Raw genomic sequence first — 22,051 nt, 5'->3', positions numbered from 1 at the left:
TGCGAGTTTTGCGCCGCCGGGCGCCGCGCCCGGCGGCGTCACTTCCCGCGCAGCTTGTCGGCCGCCCGGCGCGCCAGTCCCGCCAGTTGGCGTCCGCGGCGCTTGGCGCCCATCGACGTCGTCCGTTTGAGCGACTCCGTGAAAATGCCGGCCGAGAGCTTCGACTCCCCCGCTTCCCGCTGGGCGAAGCTAATCGGCATCTCTACGATCGACCCGCCCAACTGGTGGACTTTGTCCGTCATGTCAGTCTGGAAGAAGTACCCCGCCGATTCGACGCTGGAAAGGTCGAGGCGACGGAGGAAAGCCACCCGGTAGACCCGGAAGCCGGCGGTGACGTCCGACGCCGGAAGCCCCAGCCACGCCTTGATGTAGAAATTCCCGGCGCGCGAGAGGATTTCGCGCGACTTCGGCCATCCCTCCAGCTCTCCCCCGCGCACGTAGCGCGAGCCGATGACGAGGTCGGGCCGGTCGCTCATGGCGGCCCGCTCAAGCAGGAGGGGAAGCTGTTCGGGCCGGTGAGAGCCGTCGGCGTCCATCTGGACGACGTGTGTGTACTCCTTGTCCGTCGCCCAAGAAAACGCTGCGATGTAGGCCTTCCCGAGCCCCTCTTTTCCCGCGCGGTGAAGGACGAGGACGTGGGAGTCGGCCGAGGCCAGTTCGTCGGCAAGGTCCCCCGTGCCGTCGGGGGAATTGTCGTCGACGACGAGGACGTCGGCCTCGGGGACGGCCGCCCGCACTCTGCCGACGATCGGCTTCAGCGATTCGATTTCGTTGTAGGTCGGTATGATCACGACGACCTTCATCGTTCCTCCTTGTTGTCCTCGTTGCCTATGTTTCCGATGCCGATGCTTTCAGTCCGACTCTCGCTCAGAATGAGCCGCCCGTTCGAGTCCGGTGCAGGCGGGTCGGGTGCGGGTCCGTTCGCGCCTTGAGCCTCGTCGCCTAAATTTGGCAGGCGCGGCCGCAGCCGGCCAAACTGCCGTCGGCCGAGCCGCCGCAGCTGAGGCAAGCGTCGCGTTTGCCACAATGCTAGCGCCGTTGTGGCCCCTGCGGCGAGGTTGCACGCCAGACGGATCGGACCGCCCCACCGGACGGCCGGCGTCACGTGGGTGTGGAGGCCGACGCTGGCAACCCGGGCGTCGGCCGTCCACATGCCGGTCTTTTCGCGCACCGTGCCGTCGGCGTCGACGACGCCTGAAACCCCCATGGTCGATATCTGTATCGCCGTGCGTCTGGTTTCGACGGCTCTGAAGCGCGTCATGTCGAATTGCTGGCGCGATTCCGCGGAATCGCCGAAAGACGCATTGTTCGTGGGAACCGTGAGGAGGGTCGCTCCCTTGCGAACCGATTCGGAGACGATCTCGTTGTAGGCGACCTCGAAGCATATCGGCGCGGCAATGCGCACGCGCCGCCCGCGCAGCGGGACGTCGAGAACCGCGGCGCCCTTCCCCGCGCGCATATCCGTTGAAACCTGGTCGACGGCCTTCGTGAACAGCCGGAAGAACCCGCGCGCGGGGATGTATTCGCCAAAAGGCACGGGATGCAGTTTCGTATACCTGGCGGTCAGCCCCTTTCCGGGAAGCCACAGCGTGTACTCGTTGTATCGGTAGTCTTCCGGGTAGCGCTGGATGCCGAGCACAAGCGGGACGCCGAGGCGCGACACCGCCCTTTCGATCACGTCGCGTGCTTCGGGCGTCGTCTCCGGATCGAGGTCGGACGAGCTCTCCGGCCACAGAACAAGTTCGGCGCCCTTCCCCTCGATCTTCCGCGTTTGCTTTGCCAGCCGCTCGGTGACGGAGACGGCCCGAGCGTAGCCTATCAGCGATTTGTCCCTCGAGACGTTCCCCTGGACGAAGCCGACCTTCGCGCTTCCTACGGGCGGGCCGCCCAGCGGAATGGCCGCTGCCGCGGCAAGCGCGGCACAGACGCCCGCAGCTGTGGCGAGGGCACGGCGCGGGCGGGCCCTCGCGTTCTGCGCGGCGTATGCGAGAGAGGCTCCCAGCGCGACGACGGCGAAGCTGACGAGCTCCGTCGAGCCGTAGGGCGCAAGGTGCACGAGCGGCCCTTCGACCTGCCCGAATGCGAGCTTGCCCCACGGCATTCCGCCCTCGGGCCACGTGCCTTGGAGGTCTTCGACGGCGACCCATACAACGGCGAGAGCAGGCACGAGCTTCCAAGCGCACGCCTTGCCTGCGGCTGCGGCCTTGCCCGCAGTGGCCTTAGGGTCCTTCGCCTTTCCCGTGCCCGTCGTCGCTTGCGCGCAACCGCCCCATGCCCGCAGGAACGCCTGCCAGACGAGCGCCAGAACGCCGATGTAAAGGGCGAGCACTCCCCCGAGCCCCGCTCTTGCGATCCACGTCCCCGCGGCTTCGGTGGCCCAGTCGCACAGCAGGCCGAAGAAAACCGCCCCCGTCGCGAAACCGCAGGCGAAACTGGCGCAAAAGCCGCGTCCGCGCAGCGCCGCGACGAGGAGGGCGACGCCGAGGACTGCCGACGGCCACAGATGCAGGGGGGCGAAGGACGCCCACAGGCACACGCCCGCGCCGACGGACAGGGCGGCCGGGCCGAGGGGCGCGAGCCGCCCGCTCATGCGACGACCTCGCTTCTGCGCACGCGCGAGCGGGCGAGGCCGGCGACGTCGGCGATCCACGTGCCTTCCCCGGCGACGGCGAACTGCCCCAGCAGATCGATGAGCCTGCGGGCCGCCGCGATGAAGTCGCCCGCGGCCATCCTGGAGGCGCGCAGGCACTCGTCGAGGCTCGCGCCCGAGGCCCAGGCGGCGAAAACGTCCGCGCACCCGGGGGTGACGTCGCGGGTTCTGGCGATGCCGTGCCTGTCCTCGACGGAGCGGAGGAATTCGGCCTCGCCGACGGCCTGCCTGGCCAGCTTCGTGAGCACGGGCGAGCGCGGCCGCGCAGTTCCAAGCCTGTCGTCGGCGAGGAACATCGACGCCCACCCGGCGAATTCCGAGGGAGTCAGGCCTTCGGCGAGCGCTGAGAGGCACGTGTAGGCCAAAAGGTCGTTCTCCAGGTGAAGCTTGCGCAGCGTCGGGGCGCCGGGCCCCGGCTCGATTGCCCCGCCGTGGTTTTGAAGCACGCCGACGTCGACGAGCGCCGCGGCCGTCGCGTCGAATTCGCGCCCGACGGAGTCGGTGAAGCCCGCCGACGTCTTCTCGATTTCTGCGGCTCGGGCGTCGAGCGACAGGAGGGTTTCCGCATCTTTGAGGTGGACTGCCAGGTCGGGGCACGCCGAGCACGGGTGCGCGGCCAGGTCCGCATCCGGGCCGACGGCGAATCGGGACCACGATCCGAGAAGGTCGCGGTCCACGCCCAGTTCGGTGCGTTCCTCGACCTGCTCGACGATGGCGTCGGCGAGGTCTTCCCGCGTCGACCTGTCTTTGAGGCGCCGGCCCACGGGCAGGCTCACGGCTCCGACGTCGCGCAGCTCCGAGCCGAGGTCCGCCTCGCGCAGCCAGGAGATCTCCCCGTACCAGTCGATGACGCGCAGCTTGCCGCGATCGGCCGACAGGACGAGCACGTAGTCGACGTCGCCGTCCCTGTGCACGGCGTAGAGGCGTCCGTTTTTCGCCTGTGCGAAAGAGCGGGAAACCCTCTCGCGATACTCCCTTTTGGCTGCCTTGCGCACGGACTTGGGCGCCCTTCCCGAGGCGGCGCGCAGGCGCGCGTATTCGACGACGTCGCCTGCGTCGCAATGCAGCCTCCCTTCCTCGGCGGAAATCCGGCGGCGAATCCGTGCCAGGCGAGCCTCGAGCTTGGCGAGGTCGGCGTTTCGTTGATACTGCGCGAAACTGCGCCCCATCATTGCCCGCGCCTGCTCGTAGGGCATTCTGGCGAGGAGGTTGACCACGGTGTTGTACGAGGGAACAAAGGCCGAGAGGAGGGCTTCCACTCTGCCCGAACCGAGGTCGGCCAGAATGTAGGGGTCGAGGTCGGGCCCGGCGAGGACGACCGCGTGGCCGACCGCGTCTTTTCCCCTGCGGCCCGCGCGCCCGATGAGCTGCGTGTACTCCGTGGCGCTCAGGTCGATGAACCCCTCCCCGTCCCACCGCTGCAGCGATTCGACGACGACGGTGCGCACCGGCATGTCGATGCCCAGGGCAAGGGTGCCGGTCGCGTAGACGATCCGCAGCAGGCCGTCCTCCATGAGCTTCTCCGTCAGCTCCTTGATCGCCGGATAGACGCCCGCGTGGTGGGCGCCGTATCCGCGAACGAGTGCGCGCGCGGCGGCGTCGAAGCCGACGGCGCGGCGGTCGGATTCGCTCAGGGTCGCGCGCACCTCGGCAATCCTGGCCGCCGCCTCGGCCCGTTCTTTCCTGCCCGTGAGCGCAATGTCCCGTTGGAGAAGGGCCTCGACCGCCTTGTCGCAGCCTTTGCGGGAGAAGATGAACTCGATGGCCGGAAGCATGTCGCGTTCGGCCAAAAGGTCGATGATCCGCCGGCGGTCCCGGTCCGAAATGCGCCCTCGCCCGTCCGGCGGCAGCTTCGCGATCGCCGAGACGAGTGCGCCGAGCGGGCCGCCGTCCTTGCCGAAAAGCCGGAAGACCTTCCGTCCCACGGCGACCTCCTGCCGGAGGGGAACCGGCCTGACCGTGCTGTGCACAAGCTCGGTCTTCCCGCGCACGGAGCGCAGCCATCCCGCGAGCTCCCCCGTGTTCGGGACGGTGGCCGACAGGCCGATGAGCCGGCAGTGTTCGGGCAGGGTGAGGATGACTTCCTCCCACACCGGCCCGCGCTCCCTGTCCGCGAGATAGTGGACTTCGTCGAGGACGACGTATCCGACGTCGTCGATGTCGGGCGAGCCCGCGAAAAGCATGTTGCGCAGCACCTCCGTGGTGACCACGAGGATTTCGGCGTCGCGGTTGACGGAGACGTCGCCGGTGAGCAGGCCGACGTACTCCTCGCCGTGAAGTTCGGCGAGCTCGGAGTATTTCTGGTTCGACAACGCCTTGATCGGCGCGGTGTAGACGCAGCGTTTCTCCTTGGCCAGGGCAAGTTCGACGGCGAAGTGGGCCACGACCGTCTTCCCCGAGCCGGTCGGCGCGCACACGAGGACGTCGCGGTTGCGCGCGACGGCCTTGCACGCGTCGATCTGGAAACCGTCGAGGGCGATGCCGCGGGCCGCGTATTCTTCGACGAAATGGTCGACGTGGTCCAATGCGTCGTTCATATGAGCACCTCCACCGCGCCTGGAAGGCACGTGACGTCGATTGGGAGCGTTCCCAGCCTATCGCCGTCGGCCATGGGATCGGGCGGCCGCGCGCCCGCGCACGGCTCGCCGGCGATGCGGACGCGGCGCGCCCGAACGAAATGGACGAGAGGATGGTTCGGGTGGCGTCCCAACGCCAGCCGAGGGAGGAGGTCGATGATCTGCAGTCGGCTCAGGCCTGCGGCGAAGACGACGTCGGCCAGTCCGTCCGTCACCGTGGCCGACGGCGCGATCGGCAGGCCCGCGCCGAAGAAGCGGGTGTTGGCCACCGAAACGAGTGTCGCCGGAGCCGAGCACGCCCGCCCGTCGATCTCCAAGCGGAAGCCGTAGGGCGCGAAGTTTGCGACGGCTGAAACTATCCCCCTCGCGTAGCGCGCTCCCCCGCGCGGGAAGGAGAAGGAGTTCGTCCGCCGATTGACGTCGGCGTCCAGGCCGGCGGAGACGACCGACATCACCAGCCTGCTCCCCGCTTTGGAGGCGACCTCGAGGACGTCTGCGGCAAACGTGCGCTTCGATTCGAGCGCGTCCAGGGCGAGCGCGAGGGAGGCGTCGACGTCGCGTCTGGGCAACCCGAAATGCCGCGCCGCGTCGTTGCCGGTCCCCACGGCGAGGATTCCCAGCGGGATCTTGGAGTCGGCCAGCGCGTCGACGGCTATGCCCACAGTTCCGTCGCCGCCCACGGCGAAGAGCGCGTCGAGCCTCTCGGAGGCGACGGCGGCCGAGCTCATGCGCGCGGCTTCCTCCGCGGATCCCGCGGTCAGATCGACGACGTCGAAGCCCAGGGCGCGCAGGCAGCGGGCCGCGTGTATGCCGTCGCGTTCGGCAAGCCCGCGCCTGCTCGTCGGGTTGACGAGCAGGCCGATCCTCGCGTGAGGCGGGCCGCTCATGCGGCCCCCGCCAGGCCTCGGAAGCGCTTCGCGAGCCGCGCGGCCGTCTCCCGCGGCTCGACGGCGCGGACGGCCGGACCCAGCTGGACCAAAAGCGAGGCGAGGAATTCGTCGGACGTCGACACAAAGGACACGTCGTAGTCTCCGCCGTCGCCGTTCGACCGCCTCATGCTCGCACCCGGCAGGGCTTCGCCGATCCACCGCCCGGAAGGGTCCACCGTGACAGTTATGCGCTGGCCCTCGGGGCTCCAAGACTTCGCCTCGTCGACGACCGCCGCGCGGGCGGCAGCCGCCTCCGCCCTGCCGGCCTTGCGGCCCTCGTGGACGCCCCCGATCCTGTCGAGGCGGTACGAACGCGGCCCGGCCGATGTGACGGCGAGAAGCAGCGGGTTGTAAGCGGCTTGAATTTCGACCGGAAAGGCTTCGACCCGCGTGACGGACTCGGCGAGGTTGGGGCCGGGCCGGTGGTAGGTGAACTCGATGAAGCTTCTGGAGGCGAGGGCCCGTTCGACCGCGGCGAATGCTTCGTCGCCGATGACGGGTGCGGGCCCGTCCCACATGGCCGAGCCGAAGCCGGCGCCCTCGGCTGCTCCGACCAGGGTGGCGCGCACGTGCGCGAGAGCGTCCCGCGCGTCGCCCGAAGGCGTGATCTCCGCGATGGAGTCGATGACGGCCACGAGCGCGATGACCTCGTCGAGAGTCAGGGCGAGGTCGGGAACGTCAAGCTCCCCCGAATCGGAAAAGGAGACGTAGGAGTCGGGCGTCGTCGGCTCTTCCCCGGCCTCTTCCTCGCCCGGATTCGGAGGAAGATCGAGGTTGAACGGCAGGCCGTACCCTTCGATCTCCACCAGCGACGCGTCCCACAGCAGGCGCAGCACGCGTTTCCATTCGATCCCGAAACGCTCGGAAAGCTCTCGAAGGCTCGCCGAGCCCCCGGGCAGGGACGAGAGAAAGACGAGCAGAGCGTTCGTTTGAACTATTCCCTTTCCGCTCACGCCGCGGCCCCTGTTTTCATGCGTTGGCCGCCGTTCCCGTGCGTCTTCCATGCTTTGGCCGCCTGTTTCATGTCTCGTCCCGCGCCGCGGCCTGTTTTCGTACCCGCCCTCATGCTTCGGGCTCCAGCCTCAAACCTTCGCCCCCGGCCTCACGGCTCGGCTCCCCCAATCCGGCAAGGTGTTCCAGCCGCGCCCGCCACTCGGCGAGCAGTGCGGCGTCGCCCAAAAGGCGCACGTCTTTCCCGTATGCGAGAAGGGCCTCGAAGACGCGCTGGCGGCTGACCGGACCTATTTCGACGACGTCCCAACCAGCGGGAGCCGCAATTTCGCCGCCTTTTTGCGCGGTCGCGGAAATCGTGCCCGGCAGGCCGTCCATGTCGCTTGCAGCGGGGGCCTTCCCAGCGTCTGAGGGACTCGTTTGCCCTGCAAGTGCAGAATTCGCCTTCTTTGCCGGCGGACAAATCGGGCGTCCCTGAGCGAGGAGGGGCGCCGCGGCCCCGGGGCGCACCGCCAGCACGGCCCGCACGGGGGCGAAGGCGTCCTGCTCGTCCGCGGACGGCGGCTGGCTGGCCGGTCCATCGACGGAAAGCGAACCGGGCACGATGCGGCTGATCCGGAAGGTCCTCTTCGACCAGGTCGGCGAGACCTCGGGGCGGGCCTTGCCCGCGACGCGGCGGGCTTGTCCCGTGACGTAGAAGGCGTCGAAATGCTGGGCGAGGCTCCGAGGCTCGAGCTGATACCGCGCGGGCTCCGCCCCTCGCCCTTCGTACGCGAAGGAGATCCGACGTCGATATTGGAGCGCCCGCGCGATTTGCACGACGTCGTCCCCGGAGGGAATCGAGGCTCGCAAGTACTTCGGCGCCGAGCCGTCCGCCTCGCTCGTGGCCAAGATCTTCGCCATCCCGGAGTGGGCCGCCCCCACGAGCCCGCCGCCCTTGCCCAGGCCGACGAGCAGGGACCGCACCAGGCCGACGTCGAGGGCGGACATCGGCGCGATGATCGGGGCCGTGCGGTCGTATCTGTAGACGTCGCCTTCGTCGACGGCAATCGGGTACCCCGCTGCCCTCAGAGCGGCGACGTCGCGTTCGAAGACGCGCTGGAAGGTCTCGCGCGAAGCGTAGGCCGCGTATGAGGGAATCCGTTGGCGAGCCTGCGCCCGGGTGAGCCCCCGATGCGTCAGGGCGGCAAGCAGCGAAAGCTGGCGCTCGCCCGCGTGGTACTCCGATTGCTGACTCACATGCCTAGGGTAATCGAAGGGTAGGCTTGGGTGCGTGATGATGTGGCGAAACGGTGAGATAGTCTCACTCGGAAAGACATGGGACGGATGCGTCGAATGCCGGGTGCTCCTCGACGACGGCGAAGAGGCGCGGGCCCTCGCCTACACGCAGCTGGTGGGCCGTCCGGAGACGGGCCAGCGGGCCCTTCTCACCGCCTCCGCGGCGGTCAAGGGCCTGGGAACGGGGGGCTATCTCATGGTGGCGGCCCTGCCGGACAACTTGCCGCCGGATCCGCCGCCCGGACCCGGGCACATCGTCAAGGCACGCTACACCCCGCTCCAATACATGACCCTGGGGGCCGACGAGCAGGAGTCCGAGTGGCACGAGGCCCTTCGAGAGGCCGACTCGATCGATGGCATGCCGGTCCTCGTCGCCGATCTTCATTCAGCGGTCCCCGCGGCGGTCGCCGCCGTCCGCGCGCGTCGGCCGGGGGCGCGCATCGCCTACGTCATGGACGACGGCGCGGCCCTGCCGGCCTGGTTCTCGCGCGCAGCGGCCGCCATGAGGGAATCGGGCCACATCGTGGGAACCATTTCGTGCGGCCAGGCGTTCGGAGGCCAGCTGGAGGCCGTCAACGTCCACACGGCGCTGCTTGCGGCGAGGATCGTGTGGAAGGCCGACCTCGCCGTCGTCGCCCAGGGCCCTGGAAACCTCGGAACCGGGACGAAATGGGGATTCTCGGGAACGAAGGTCGGCGAGGCGCTCAACGCGGCCGCGGCGTTGGGCGGCGTGCCGATCGCCCTGCTGCGCATGTCGAACGCCGATTCCCGCGGGCGCCATTTCGGCCTCTCCCACCACACGCACACGGCGCTCAGCCGCGTGGCACTGGTCGAGACCCTCTGCCCGTGCCCCGTTCTTGACGGGCCGGAAGCATCCGATTCGGGCTTGCCGGCCGATTTCAGCGCGTCGGATAAACCTGGTTCGCCGGCCGATTTCGACCTGTCGCACGATTCGGGTTCGCCGGCCGAGCCGAAGGCGAGGAAGCTGTCTTCCCTCGTCGGGGCGGACGTCCGCCGGCTCTTGGCCTCCCAGCTCGACTCCCTCTTCGAATGCGAAAGGCTCAAGCGGGTCGACGTGCCGACGGACGGCCTGGACGAGGTTCTCGCCTCCTCCCCCGTGCCCTTGCGGACGATGGGACGCGGGCTCGCCGAAGACCCCCTCGCGTTTCTCGCCGCCGGCGTCGCCGGCTACGCCGCGGCAGACGCGCTATGACGAATCGCTTCACGCCTTGGGTCGCGCCGCTCCACGCGCCGCGACCCGTGGCTTCACGCGCCGGCGCCGCCCGCGTCCTCCGTCACGGCGTGAGGATGTACTTCGATCCGACTCCGCGGGCCATGTCCTCCAGGCTTTCGACGAGCGCCTCCAGCGGGCGGACCTCGGTGCACAGGGTCATCCCGTCGAACTTGCCGGACGAGAGCAGCTCCACCGCGATCTGAACGAAGCGCGGCTGATGGTGGTAAACGCCCTTGAGCGTGTACTCCTTGTAGTGCATGTCCGAGGAGTCGACCTGGAACGGGGCGTTCTTCGGGGTCCCGCCGAAGAGCACGGCCGTTCCGCCGGGGCGCAGGCACAAAACGGTCTGTTCCCACACGTTCGGCAGCCCGACGGCCTCGATGGCGACGTCGGCGCCGCGTCCGCCGGGCGTCAGCGGCCGGATCGCCGCCGCGCATTCCTCGGGCGTCTCCAAACCGGTCAGGTCGACGACGGCGGAGGCCCCCGCGGCCTCGGCCTGGGCGAGGCGGCCTTGCGAGCGGTCGGCCACGATGACCGTCGCTCCCCGCAGCTGCGCGAGCCTCAGATACATCTGGCCGATTGGGCCCGCGCCGTTGACCACGACGGTGTCTCCGAGCGCGATTCCCGATTCGTGCATCCCGTGGACCACGGTCGACAGGGGCTCAAGCGGGGCGGCAGCTTCGAAAGCAAGGGTGTCGGGGATCGCGTACGTGTTTCGCTCGACGATTGCGCGCGGGACGACGATCTGCTCGGCGAAGGCGCCGTTGAGGTACTGGAGGTTCTCGCACAGCGACTCGCGCCCGATGGTGCACGCCCAGCAGTGTCCGCACGGGGCGGTGTTGGCGGCGACGACCCTCTGGCCGACCTCGAAGTCGGCCACGCCTTCGCCCACCTCGGAGACGATCCCGGAGAACTCGTGGCCGAAGCGGGCGGGCAGCGTGGGGAAAAGGGTCGGATGCCCCCGCCGATAGGATTTCAGGTCGGTTCCGCACGTGGCGGCGGCCTTGATGTCCACGGCGATCTCGCCCGGGCCGGGGTGCTCGGCGGCAATGTCCTCCAGGCGCAGATCGCCGGGGCCGTAAAACATGTAAGCCTTCACACGGTGTCCTTTCCGACGTCGCGTGCCTGCGTGACCGGACGGCGACGCCTTCCGTACGCGGACGCGCCGTCGCGCCCGCCGTCCGGCCGTGCGCCGGACGCGTCAATCTTATCGAAGACTGCCGGATTCTAGCGAAACAGCCGGGTCGTATCGACCACCGGCGGGCGACGCGAAGGCTCCCGCGCTTCGAGCTGGCTCAATTGGCATTCGGGCCGCTCCGGCGCTCCCGCTGCGCAGCCCCGGCGATCGGCGACGTCGGCGCCGTCCGTCAGTCGAGCGAGATGTGGGCCTGAGAGACCTCGACTGGATTGCGAAGGAGGCGCGCCTCCTTCATGAACTCGGCCATCTTCTGCCATTTGGCGGAATCCTGCGCGCCGAACTTGCCCGTCCCGTACAGCTTCATCGAGGCGGAAAGGACCTTGGACGCGGTGGCGCGCTGCTTCTTGTCGGCGAGTGCGGGAACGCGTTTGCGCACGATGTCGAGCGTCTCCTCGGGGTGGGTGCGCATGTATGCGACCGCCTTGGTCAGGGCGGCGAGGATCTTGCGCTCCTTCTTCGAGCCCTTCTCCTTGAACGAGTCGAGCGAGCCGAGGCCGGCGCCGACGAGCGGGATTCCGCCCTCGACGGGGTCGATCGTGCGAACCGGGACGCCCTGCGCTTCGATGGCGACGGCGTCGGAGTTGACGAAACCGATGACGGCGTCGACCTTCCCCGAGGTCAAGGCGGCCGTCTGCGTGTACCCGATGAACTGAATCTTCACGTCCGACTCGGTCAAGCCGTTTGCCTTGAGCATGGCCTGCAGGCTGAAGTAGTTCTCCCCCGCCTTGCCGGGCAGTCCGATGGTCTTGCCTTTGAGGTCTGCCGCGGAGCGGATGGTCGAATCGCGCGGGACGATAACCTTGACCGGGTATGTCTGATACATCGTTGCCCAGTTGTACACTTTGATGCCGTTGGACCGATTTTGCAGCATTTCGTCGCCGCCCGCGACGACGACGTCCTCGGTTCCCTGCTCGAGCGCGCCGAAAAGCGACTCTTGGGCCCCGTGATGCCGCAACGTGACGTTCACTCCCTCATCCTCGAAATAGCCTTTGTCTTCGGCCACGTAGAAGGGCGCGAATTGGACATCCGGCACGTAGGTCAGGCCGATCGTGACTTTGCCGCCCTCGGAGGCCTTGTCGTTTCCGCCGCATCCCGCGAGGCACAAGAGCGCAGCGGCGAGAAACGCGAGGATTCTCTTCGTGGATATCATCGGTTGTCCTTCCATTCGGTCTTTTGAGTTTGGCCCGGCCGGCATTCGGCGGCCAGCCCGCCCGGCCCTGATTCTGCCTTTCGCCGTCAGGGCCGCTTTCGATCTTTTCCGTTCGGCCCGCCCGGCCTGCCGCTGTACGGCCCGCCCGGCCTGCCGCTGTACGGCCCGCTCGGTTTCATCGTTCGGCGCCTTCCCCGTCGAGGCGCGCTCCGGCACGGCGTTCGAACAAGCCGAAAAGGGTGTAGACGCACATTGCACACGCAGCCAGAAGGGCGATCGCGGCGAACATCCCCGTCACGTCAGCCGAATGCTGGGCCGACGTCAGGGTGAGCCCCAAACCGTCTCCCCCGGTCACCATTTCGCCGACGACGGCGCCCGTGAAGCTCAGCGTGAATCCCGTGCGCAATCCCGCCAGGATCGAGGGGGCGGCCATGGGAAGCTCGACGCTGCGGGCCAGCCTCAGGCCGTGGGCTCCGTCGAGCCTGGCCGCGCCGAGCACGTCGCCGTCGACCCTGGAAATTCCCGCCGCCGTCGTGACGATCATCGGGAAGACCACCATGATCGCGCAGAGGACGGTGATCGAAACCGCTCCGTAACCGATCCAGATCGTCAGCAACGGCGCGACGGCGACGGCGGGGATGGCCTGCGAGGCCCCGATGTACGGCTGGACGGCGCGGGCGAAGGCGCGCCATCTGGCCAGGGCGTACCCGAGGGGGACGCCGACGGCTGCGGCCAGAGATGCGCCGAGCAGCGCCTCTTTGAGGGTGGCCCATGCGGCGGAGGCGAGGTATCCGTCGCGCAGCCCTTCGTAGGCGCGCTTGGCGACCTCGACGGGGGCGGGAAGGAAATTGGCGTTGACGACGCCGAAGCGCACGGCTGCGTCCCATGCCAGCAGGAGCAGCAGGCCGAGCACCGCCGGCGCCACTGCGTTTTTCTTCCTCATCCCTTGCCTTCCGGTCCATTCCGGGGCAGGGACGAGCGCGGCCTGCGAAGTCTGGACGACGTCGCAGACAGCCGTGCGCCTCCCATCCGGACTTTGACCGTCGGTCAAGGAATTCCACCCTGTCAACCGCTTGCGCGGGTCGCGGACTGTCACCGCCGGTTCAGACTTTCACTGACCCCGGAGCACGTTTGTGTTCGTAGCGATTATGCCATATACGCGGGCAAACGCAAGTTCGAGACGACGGGAGCAAAGGCGGCCGTCCGGCGCGCTTCGCCGCACTGAGGGGCTCCAAACGCAAATCGGACGCAGGCCGGGCATCCGCAGCTGCCTCAGCCGCGCGGACGCCCGGGGCCGTCGGGCGCCGCCAGGCGCCTGGCGGCCTCAACCACCGACGCCCTTCTGCGCCGATGCTCGTTTTCGTCGATCGGCCTGGAGACCATTTCGGCGACTTGCGGGACGGCCGACCACCACCCTGCGAGGGAGAGAATGAGGAAGGCCAGGTGGTCGGCGTCGATCGCCTCCGTCACATGCCCGCTCTGCTGGCCTTCGGCGACGGCCGACGTCTTCTCGCGATACCGAGCCAGGCGGTCGTCGTCGCTCGGGACGTCCGCGCCCAAGACGAGGCCTTCCCACAGAAGCAGCCGATTGAGCTGAGGGTGCTCGCGATGGTAGTCGTAAACGCGCCCGGCATAGTCCCCGACGTCGTCGACGGCGAACGAAATGGGAACGGCCCGGGCGACTTTCGCCATTTCCTCTCGCAGCACGTAGGCGAAAAGCTCGCGTTTGGCCCCGAAATAGTTGTAAACGCGCTCCTTGTTGACCCCGGCGGCCTTGGCGATCCGCTCGATCGTAGTCCCGTCGGGCCCGTAGGCCGCGAATTCATCGACGGCCGCCAGAAGTATCTTTCTTTTCGTTCCCTCGGTGTCCCAGGCCATGTCGGTCCATTCCTTTCCAGGCGGGTTGCCCCGCTCGAGGCGCCACGTTCGCGGCTTCACGCCGTGGAAAGCTCGGCGTCGCAGCGTCCCATGTTCCGCGTTCGGCGGGCGGGCGGGCCAATCCGCGTGTTCTGCGTCACACGTTCAACGCTCGAACAGGCCGCCCGAGTTTTCGGCGTGCGACCGCGCCAATCCGCGTGCCTGGCGTCGCGCCGCCGATTCGCGCGTTCGGCGTGGCGTCACACACCATCTCCAACGTGAACGTTGCTTTCCGGAGTCAAGAGTACTACGGTAATTTCCAACGTTTTCGTTGGAAAAGAGGTTCCCCATGTCGCCTTCAATCGACCGATCGTCTCCCCGGAGCAATCCCAATCAGCACGCCACCGCCGCAAAGTTCCCGGCGGGCGCAGGAACCGTCGGCCTCCTCGTATTCACCGCGCTGGTGGTCGTCTCTCAGCTTTACGCGGCGATCCCGCTGGCCGGCCCCGCCGGGAAGTCGCTCGGAGGCGACGCCGTCTTCGCTTTGTCGACCTGTTTCAGCGCGACGTACGCCCTGGGCTTCGTCCTGTGGGGCCCCCTCGCCGACCATTTCGGGCGACGTCGAACGATGCTCGCCGGGATGATTCTGCTCACGCTGGCGACGGCCGGATGCGCGGCGGCCCAGTCCATTTCGGCACTCGCGATCTTGCGCGGGCTGCAAGGAATCACGACGTCGAGCTTTGCCCCCGTCGCCCTCGCCTACATCGCCGAAGCGGTCGAGCCTCGGCGCCGCGCTTTGTCCATAGGTGCGGTCTCCACGGCCTTTCTGGCAGCGGGAATCGTGGGGCAGGTCGTTCCGCAGGCGCTCGCAAACTGGGCCGGTTGGGCATCGGCGTTCCTGGTCAGCGCTGCGGTGCTGGCTCTGTGCGGGGCCGCGATCTTCGTTCTCGTGCGAGAGCCTGGGCGCGCGCCCGGCCTGGGTCTGGGCCGCCAGTTCCGGCAGATCGGCAGATTGATCTGCTTGCCCGAGATGTTGACCTTGTGCGCCGCGCACGTCACGCTTCTCATGTGCTTCATCGCGATGTACACGGCGCTCGGGGCGCACACGGCCTCGCTCGGGCTTTCCGACTCGGCGCTCATGTGGATCCGCCTATGCGGGCTTCCGTGCATGTTCGCGGCACTGGCCGCCGGCCCGTTGGCTCGCAGGCGCGGGGTCTCCGGACTGGCTCGCGCCGGATTTCTCCTGGCCGCCTGCGGGCTCGTCCTAGAGGCGCTGGCTTCTTCCAACGCCGTCGCCCTCACAGCTGCAAGCCTCGTGTTCGTCACGGGAATTGCTCTAGCCGTTCCCGCCATGATCACGCTTTTCGGCGAGGTAAGTGCGCCCCATAGAGCCAGCGGAATGGCGATCAACGGGCTCGTCCTCTTCATCGGGGCTAGCCTCGGCCCGCTTCTTGCGGGCAGCCTCGCCTTTCGCCCGCTGATGTTCTGCTGCGCAGCGATTCTCGGCGCCGCCGCAGCGTGCCTCGTTGCCTTTTCGAGGATCCGGCGCACGGCGTCGGCGGCGAGCTGATGCGGTTCGGCGGACGCCACGCCATCGACAAAATACCGCAATGCTAACCGACGTCAAGGCGCCGATTGGTATCGTGGCGCCCATGGAACGATCCGAGCTCTCCGTTCGCCCGGCGTCGCCGAAGCGTGTCGCCTTCTGTCGCAAGAAAGGTTTCGTGCCCACTGGCGAGATCAGAGAGGCGAAGGACATGCAGACAATTCGCATGGAGCGGCGCGGTGCCTTGTAGAGGCTGTCGAGCGCCTGCGGGCATCTAGATGTGAATCGAGCATCCAGATGTACAGGTAATTGGTTTGGCGATTCATTTGTTTGGGGTGCGCGCTTTCCGGATAACCCGCGTGTCGCCGTAGTCGCGCGGCATTCTTCATGTCGACACCTTCGTGGGCAGCCGTAATCACAAGCAAACAACCTGGTCGGCCTTGCTTTAGAGATTCGATCTGTCTCTTCCACCGATCTATCTCTTCTATGGACCTGCTGACTATGAGAAAATCTGGAAGGCTACACCGGGCAGAGGAACCAGAAGAGGACATCATGAGTGCTGATCTGTATAAGCGACGACGTGCGTTTGCTGGTGCAGCCTTCTCACACGCTTTCATCCTGTCTGCAGTTATATTCGTATCCTAAGTATATTTTGGATACTGCGCCCATTTATCATAGTCATCTTCACCATTATTCCAGCTCTGTTTCTCGTTCCCTGCGTTTGCCTTGTTCTATCGAAGAAATTCAAATGCTATTTCAATCCTATATGGCTCCTATTTACGACTATTTTAATTTACGCTTTAAGTTTCTTTGCCGTACTTGTGTATATCATGATCTTTCGTCATATACCTCCGAATAAGTTCTTTTATTACGAACTTGAGATGGAGTGGCTTTGGAGTGTTTACGGCTACCCCACATGGGTATACGTCGCCGGACTCACAATTCGAGCCTTCAACAGACGAAAGTCAGCGCAGCTCAGGATAGCGAACTCGGACCAAGTAGATGGAGCTGACCTAAAGAAATCGTCTACTTAGATCAGTCCCGCTGCGAGCTAAAGGAAGCCGACGGAGGGAGGGGATCGTTCTCGAAACCACCACAGAAACTGCTTTGAGAACGTCAGCATCGAAAGTGCCGGAAGCTATCCTTTCTGACTTGGCCATAGACGGTATCGCGTTTTCCCGATCTCGCTCTTCTCGCGAGAAGAGCGAGATCGGGTTGAACCTTTCGTACCAGTTTGCTTCTGCCCGGGGATCAAACTGCAAACGCAGGAACGTTGTTGCGAACTACTTTCGCAGGTGGAGCTCTTCCCCGATAGTGCCCTTCACACAGGAATTGGATGATAATATAAGTCAATACCGATATTAAGTAATATATAAATATAGCTAGAAGTAAATAGAAAAATGAACGAGATTATCGTTATAAATATTCGTTTCAAGATTCGTTTGGAACGTTGCTTCCGTGATAAAGCGCCTGACTGCGGAGAAAATAGACTCAAAGCTACGCACATGATCCAGCAAAGAAATCCAAGAGAGAGAGTAATGACAATACGTTTCTCTATAAGCGTTGGCAAAAGTTGCGGATCTGCAGTAGATTCAACATGCATTTGACATGGAAAACTCCGAAAAAATGAATATACGCCGTCTTCGGTGATAAATGCGGCAGGCGCCGGTGAAAGAAGGAGTAGGCCAAGCCACCACAGAGTGCGTCTGATCGCCGATATCTTGCGGTAGCGTATTGAGTTTGCTGACGACTCTTCTTCAGTCTTGAAATCATCGAGATCGTGAGAAGCGGTCATCATTCGCTCTCCTTTCAGCCACATTGGCCCAGTGTTGCCCTTCTTATTGGGGACCGATCCTAGGATATTATGTCATCGACGAGGATTTGATAGGAAAGCGGCATATGCGCGCGCAAGCACTTCAGCCTCAGAAGCAGAAGGGAGACGATCCGCGCCACAAGCATTTAGAAGTCTGTCTTCGCTGAAGGGAATGTTCTCAAATCCCCATGCGTCAATGCCGTCAGCCACTTTCTTAAAGACCGCGACAACGTTATCAGTATCAGCATTGAAACGTTCGCGATAAAAATAGGCAATACGATGGATCTCACTTCGAGCAAATACGTTGCTCATTGCGTCAGTCAGAGAGGTATCAGACGAGTGCCTCTTCATATGCCGCGCAATGAGCCACGCATCAGCGTCGGCTAGCACGTCGCTGTAGCCAAACCCTTTACCGCCACTGACAGTTCCTAGGTTAGCATGCAGCCACGAAGTCAAGTTTGTGCTCTTTGTTTCTTTTCTGTAAAAACCCCACATTTGTAACAGGTCCAAAGGCCAGCCTCCTAAATCTCCCAAGCCGTAGTCTCCGTGTCTTTCCTCAATACCCCACGTCAAACACCCAAGCGCCGTAGCGGCCATGTGAGCAATATCGCGGCGAGGCAGCGTTCCTTTAATGACCGGTTGCTTACTGCAAACGTTGTCACACAATGCGCGTGCAGCCGCAAGTTCAGAAGGCGTAGGGAGTTCGGGGGTGTATAGCCGCCATAGGCCAGTATAAGAACCTCCCCAGTATTCAGGTTTTCTTAGCCACTCAAGGATGAACTCGCCTGTAAAGCCTCGATAAGGCTTCACCGGATTGAAAAGACCCCCCATTCCCGACAAACACTCTTGTTCTGTTGTCTTCGCCCATTTCAATAGCGGATCTTGATCGGGTGAAGTCGGATCCTTATCGGGATATGGCGAAGGAGAAGTTGATGAAAGGATGACATCACATGCGGGGACTCGTCCCGAGTGTGCGACTTTGTCGAGATCCCATCTTCCGCCGTAGCCACTAATCTCTGTAAACTGGTCATAGTTCCAGTTGGTCGGAATCGGATAACCTAGGTTGCCCGAGAATCCATAAGACATATCGGAGACAAAGCTAGAGATAGCATGTCCATTTTTTGTGATTCTTGTACAAGTATTGCGCGATGCATAGATACCTACGCTGTAACCTCCTCCTAGATTCGCCTTTATTGCCTTAAAATAGGGATCTACGACCTGATCGATTTGATACTCATAAACGTCCATATCGACAGCAAAATAAATGATTGTAGGTGGTACGCCGAGCCTCTGGGCAGCAGACTGGGCTTCACGAGCGTGGCGCGCGCCGTTCTCAGGAGTGAAATCGGATAGCTGACGCGAGTTCTCCTGGAAAATCGGGAAGAACTTCATGCCTCCCTTGACAATCCGCTCGAGCTCGCCTGGGCGGATTGCTTTGAAGTAATCTTCAGGCTTCTTCTGGTCCTGGCCCGGTTCAGTCAGATAACGCCCCACGATCTTGTACCCGTCGGACTTGAGTTTTGCGAGAAACTCATCGGTGATTTCAAATCGAGTGTCACAGGCCACGCACGGGCGGTCCGGGTCGCCTTTCGACGTAAGCAGACTCATCCATGTGGTTCGATCAACCTTTCCGCTCACCGGAAGGGCGTACTCGCGCTGGAACTTCTCAAGATGCTCAGTTGCCTCGGACCATTCGCTGCTCACAGAAGCGGGATACCCATTGCACGTGAGCATTACCGAAGCGAACCACACCCAAGTGGGGTGCGATCTGGCATTTGAGGCAGTTATGACTTTCAGGCGGGAACGAGTTCCTGCACCGAAGTTTCCGGTCGCTTCGGCCGGAGTGAATCCCTCAATGGCCTGCAGCACCTGTATGAGGGCCTTGTTCATTTCCCGCCCGTACACTCCATCAGTGGGAACAATCCCCACATAGTCGCCGTAGTCACGGTTCAGCTTCTGTTGGACCTTGCGAACAGCCACACGTCCGCCACGGCGAAAGAGTAATACGAACTGGTCCATCGTCAGCAACGCCTTCATGATTCCAACCGTGACGGTGGAGTCCCCGCCAATGCCAATGTCGGTTTTCAAATCTTTGATCGCACTGCCGGTGCCGCCATAGAAATGCGTGGTGATATTTGATCCGGTGGAATAGCCTTTGCACCACAGAGCACACTGGATGATCGCATACACGTTAGATGTGGATGTATCTCCGGGATCCTGCTCCTTGATTCCCTGCGGCCATCGCGCAGTGAAACGCGTCTGCGTGCCCGCACCGAAATTGTTCGCCGTCTCGGTGATGCCCAGCTCAATCTGCAACGCCCGGATCAGGCCATGGATGGTCTCCCACCCGGTTTGCCCGTCCTCCGACACGCTGCCGAAGCCCGGTCTATTCTTATAAGTCGTGTTCAGCCACTTCTGCGCTTGCCGAACCATCTCGTCTGGCACGGTTTCCCCTATGTCTCATGTCGCGGAAGCGATCGATTGCATGCCCGCGCCGCGGCTCAATCTTTTACGAGGCCGCCTTTCAGACGGCCTCGCCCCGACAGCCTTCTTCGAATGGCTTTCGGCAGATTGATATTACAAGAAAGTAAGGTTTTTGGCTGTTACCAGGCGCACAGCTCCGGCTCAGCAGCAGTGCTTGGACGCCAAGGAACGCAAAAAATCGACCTCCGCCGCGGCGTCGTCGGCCTTGTAGACGGCCGATCCCGCAACGAAGTTGTTAGCTCCCGCCTCGGCCGCTTTCTCGATCGTCGAGCGGGAGACTCCGCCGTCGACCTGGATCCACACGTCCAAGCCCGCCGCCTCGATGGCTCGGCGAGTGCGCGAAACCTTCGGCATCATCGCCTCGATGAAGGGCTGGCCTCCGAAGCCGGGTTCCACCGTCATGACCAGGATCATGTCGAATTCGCCGAGGATGTCCAGATAGGGCTCGATTCCAGTTGCGGGGCGCAACGCCAGGCCTGCGCGCCTGCCCATCGCCCGAATCTCGCGGGCGAGGCGGATCGGCGCCTGGGCCGCTTCGGCGTGGAAGGTGACGGACTCGCACCCGAGCTCGGCGTAGACGGGCGCCCAGCGGTCAGGGTCCTCGATCATGAGATGGGCGTCGACGGGGATCGGACTGGACTTCACGGCCGCCTCGGCCAACGGCAGGCCGAGGGCGAGGTTTGGGACGAAGTGATTGTCCATGATGTCCACGTGCGCGAAATCCGCATTCGAGATTTTGGCAAGCTCGTCGGCGAGATGCCCGAAATCGCAGTTGAGAATCGACGGTGAAATGACAACGCTCATGGGGAAAGTTTAGCTTGTCGTCGAATCGGCCGCCGCCTCGGCGTCAGCGGCCTCCTTGGTGATGAGGGCGATGAACATTCCGTCTGTGCGGTCCGCGTCCGCCCATAGCTGCACCATGCCGTCGCGCGCCGAAACGTCGCGGATCGCAACGCGGTTTGCAACCTCCCCGGCGTCGAGGAGCTTTGCGCGCCCGTGGGCCGCGAGGAAATCGCGGACGACGTCGCGCGTCTCTGCGAGCACCGGCGAGCACGTCGAATACACGAGCGCGCCGCCCGGGCGCAACGCCTTGAACGCCGAGGCCAGGAGCTGCCTCTGCAGCTTGGCCAGGCCGGGAATGTCCTTCGGGTCCTTGCGCCAGCGCGCCTCGGGGCGGCGGCGCAGCGCCCCCAGGCCCGAGCATGGGGCGTCGACGAGCACGCGGTCGTAGGCGTCGGGCTCCTGCGTCCCGAGTTCGCGGCCGTCGCCTAGACGAAGGGCGACCGTGTCCTCCCACGGCTCGACCGACGCGGCGACGAGGTCGAGGCGGTGCTCCTGCGGCTCGTTCGCGTGGATGCGGGCGCCGCGCCCCTGCGCGATCGCCGCGAGAGTGGCGGTCTTTCCGCCCGGGCCGGCGCACATGTCCAGCCACAGCTCGTCCTTGCCCTCAATGGGCGCAGAGGCGAACATGGCCGCAATGAGCTGGCTCCCCTCATCTTGGACTCCCGCGAGCCCGTCGCGCACGGGGTACAGCCGGTGCGGATCGCCGCGGCCGAGCAACACCGCGCTCGGCATGAGGCAGCCGGGGAACGCCTCCATCTTCGCCGCCTCGACGCGCTCGGCCAGGGCCTCGGGGCTGATTGCACGGGCGGCCAGTGCGACCTTCGCGGGGGCGTTGTGTGCGGCGAGAACCGATTCGACGTCGTCCCTGCTGCGCCCGGAGGCTTCGAGCGACTCCTCAAGCGCCTCGACGATCCACCTGGGATGCGAGTGCCAAAGGGAGAGGAACTCCGTGTGCGAAGCGGTGGACGATCGGACGATCTCTGGCCATTGGCCGGCCTTTTCGCTGATGCGGCGCAAAACGGCGTTGACGAATCCTCCCGTGCCCTGTCCGAAGAAATTGCGCGCGATGACCACCGTTTCGTGGATGGCCGCGTGCGGCGGGGTCTCCATTGCGAGCAGCTGCTCGCATCCCATCCTCAGCAGGTCGAGGACCGGCGGGTCGATGTCGTAGATCCTGCGCCCTTTCGCGCAGCGGCTGATGATCGCGTCCCACCTGCCGCGCATGCGGAGGGTACCGTAGCATAGGTTCGTGGCGTAGGCGGCGTCGAGCTTGTTCAGGCCGGCGCGGGCGATTTCGACGGGAAGGACGAGGTTGGCGTACGCGTCGTCCTCGTCGACCGCTCTGAGGACCTCGAAGGCGACGAGCCTGGCCGCGTTGGCTTCCTGCCGCCCGGGATGCCAGCCTTCGGGCCTGCGGTCGCGGCGGCCGTCGCGTCTGTTGCCGGCGCCGTGCCTCTCACGTGCGTTGTCGCCGTCGTCGGCGCGGGCGGCGCCTTCGATTCTGCGGCTGTTCCTGCCCTCATGAGGTTGCTCGTTCACTCG

The 22,051-nt window shown here is 64.8% G+C and carries 17 protein-coding genes and 1 riboswitch; of the genes, 3 read left to right on the top strand and 14 right to left on the bottom strand.

The genetic code is table 11. The features are described from left to right. Window positions 1-38: 38 nt before the first annotated feature. The 6 genes from A4H34_RS07275 to A4H34_RS07250 form a co-directional block, all read right to left on the bottom strand. Entirely contained in the window at window positions 39-803 is a 765-nt protein-coding gene (locus tag A4H34_RS07275; RefSeq protein WP_009198744.1) for a polyprenol monophosphomannose synthase, read from the bottom strand. Further along, window positions 800-2,590, bottom strand: a complete 1,791-nt coding sequence (gene lnt / locus A4H34_RS07270) for an apolipoprotein N-acyltransferase (RefSeq protein ID WP_064231534.1) — start codon at window positions 2,588-2,590, stop codon at window positions 800-802. The genes A4H34_RS07275 and lnt overlap by 4 nt, the downstream gene beginning before the upstream one ends. Continuing rightward, on the bottom strand, window positions 2,587-5,187 hold the full coding sequence (locus A4H34_RS07265) for a DEAD/DEAH box helicase (RefSeq protein ID WP_064231533.1): 2,601 nt from the start codon (window positions 5,185-5,187) through the stop codon (window positions 2,587-2,589). The genes lnt and A4H34_RS07265 overlap by 4 nt, the downstream gene beginning before the upstream one ends. Then, window positions 5,184-6,113, bottom strand: a complete 930-nt coding sequence (locus tag A4H34_RS07260) for a diacylglycerol/lipid kinase family protein (protein WP_064231532.1) — start codon at window positions 6,111-6,113, stop codon at window positions 5,184-5,186. The genes A4H34_RS07265 and A4H34_RS07260 overlap by 4 nt, the downstream gene beginning before the upstream one ends. Then, window positions 6,110-7,108 carry a helix-turn-helix transcriptional regulator gene (locus tag A4H34_RS07255; protein WP_064231531.1) on the bottom strand — a complete coding sequence of 333 codons (999 nt, stop codon included), beginning with the start codon at window positions 7,106-7,108 and terminating at the stop codon, window positions 6,110-6,112. Before A4H34_RS07255 ends, A4H34_RS07260 begins: the two co-directional genes overlap by 4 nt. Window positions 7,109-7,217: 109 nt before the next feature. Continuing rightward, entirely contained in the window at window positions 7,218-8,345 is a 1,128-nt protein-coding gene (locus tag A4H34_RS07250; protein WP_064231530.1) for a helix-turn-helix transcriptional regulator, read from the bottom strand. Between the two features lie 37 nt (window positions 8,346-8,382). Between A4H34_RS07250 and A4H34_RS07245 the strand changes: the two genes are divergently transcribed. Next, complete coding sequence (locus A4H34_RS07245) at window positions 8,383-9,597, top strand: DUF3866 family protein (RefSeq protein ID WP_064231529.1); 1,215 nt, start codon at window positions 8,383-8,385, stop codon at window positions 9,595-9,597. An 82-nt stretch (window positions 9,598-9,679) separates the two neighbouring features. On the opposite strand, the gene A4H34_RS07240 is transcribed toward A4H34_RS07245, so the two are convergent. From A4H34_RS07240 to A4H34_RS07225, 4 genes are all read right to left on the bottom strand, one after another. Next, the gene (locus A4H34_RS07240) at window positions 9,680-10,717 is read right to left on the bottom strand and encodes a zinc-dependent alcohol dehydrogenase (RefSeq protein WP_175407077.1); all 1,038 of its coding nucleotides are present in this window, start codon (window positions 10,715-10,717) and stop codon (window positions 9,680-9,682) included. A 268-nt stretch (window positions 10,718-10,985) separates the two neighbouring features. Continuing rightward, entirely contained in the window at window positions 10,986-11,966 is a 981-nt protein-coding gene (locus A4H34_RS07235; RefSeq protein ID WP_064231730.1) for an ABC transporter substrate-binding protein, read from the bottom strand. Between the two features lie 175 nt (window positions 11,967-12,141). Continuing rightward, window positions 12,142-12,909 carry an ABC transporter permease gene (locus A4H34_RS07230; protein WP_064231528.1) on the bottom strand — a complete coding sequence of 256 codons (768 nt, stop codon included), beginning with the start codon at window positions 12,907-12,909 and terminating at the stop codon, window positions 12,142-12,144. 70 nt (window positions 12,910-12,979) lie between these two features. Further along, a riboswitch (FMN riboswitch) is annotated at window positions 12,980-13,098 on the bottom strand. 140 nt (window positions 13,099-13,238) lie between these two features. After that, window positions 13,239-13,844 (bottom strand): TetR family transcriptional regulator, encoded by a 606-nt coding sequence (locus A4H34_RS07225; protein WP_009198755.1) that lies wholly within the window; start codon window positions 13,842-13,844, stop codon window positions 13,239-13,241. A gap of 328 nt (window positions 13,845-14,172) precedes the next feature. Here A4H34_RS07225 and A4H34_RS07220 point away from each other — a divergent pair, with 328 nt between their 5' ends. Together A4H34_RS07220 and A4H34_RS07215 are read left to right on the top strand one after the other, a co-directional pair. Next, complete coding sequence (locus tag A4H34_RS07220) at window positions 14,173-15,393, top strand: MFS transporter (RefSeq protein WP_064231527.1); 1,221 nt, start codon at window positions 14,173-14,175, stop codon at window positions 15,391-15,393. 40 nt (window positions 15,394-15,433) lie between these two features. Next, window positions 15,434-15,619, top strand: a complete 186-nt coding sequence (locus A4H34_RS07215; RefSeq protein WP_064231526.1) for an N-acetyltransferase — start codon at window positions 15,434-15,436, stop codon at window positions 15,617-15,619. A 1,071-nt stretch (window positions 15,620-16,690) separates the two neighbouring features. Here A4H34_RS07215 and A4H34_RS11040 read toward each other — a convergent pair. The 4 genes from A4H34_RS11040 to A4H34_RS07200 all read right to left on the bottom strand — a co-directional run bounded on the left by A4H34_RS11040 (window position 16,691) and on the right by A4H34_RS07200 (window position 22,048). After that, the gene (locus A4H34_RS11040) at window positions 16,691-17,167 is read right to left on the bottom strand and encodes a hypothetical protein (protein ID WP_197480434.1); all 477 of its coding nucleotides are present in this window, start codon (window positions 17,165-17,167) and stop codon (window positions 16,691-16,693) included. Window positions 17,168-17,236: 69 nt separating this feature from the next. After that, the gene (locus A4H34_RS07210) at window positions 17,237-19,627 is read right to left on the bottom strand and encodes a glycoside hydrolase domain-containing protein (RefSeq protein WP_040322671.1); all 2,391 of its coding nucleotides are present in this window, start codon (window positions 19,625-19,627) and stop codon (window positions 17,237-17,239) included. A gap of 180 nt (window positions 19,628-19,807) precedes the next feature. Continuing rightward, complete coding sequence (gene rpe, locus A4H34_RS07205) at window positions 19,808-20,470, bottom strand: ribulose-phosphate 3-epimerase (RefSeq protein WP_009198764.1); 663 nt, start codon at window positions 20,468-20,470, stop codon at window positions 19,808-19,810. 9 nt (window positions 20,471-20,479) lie between these two features. Then, window positions 20,480-22,048: a transcription antitermination factor NusB gene (locus A4H34_RS07200; protein WP_064231525.1), complete on the bottom strand. Its 1,569-nt coding sequence runs from the start codon at window positions 22,046-22,048 to the stop codon at window positions 20,480-20,482. Between the last annotated feature and the right edge of the window lie 3 nt (window positions 22,049-22,051).

The organism is Peptidiphaga gingivicola (genome assembly GCF_001652275.1).
Classification (GTDB): Bacteria; Actinomycetota; Actinomycetes; order Actinomycetales; family Actinomycetaceae; genus Peptidiphaga; species Peptidiphaga gingivicola.
The sequence above is the reverse complement of the archived record's forward strand: the minus strand, read 5'-3'. Positions and strand labels throughout refer to the sequence as shown.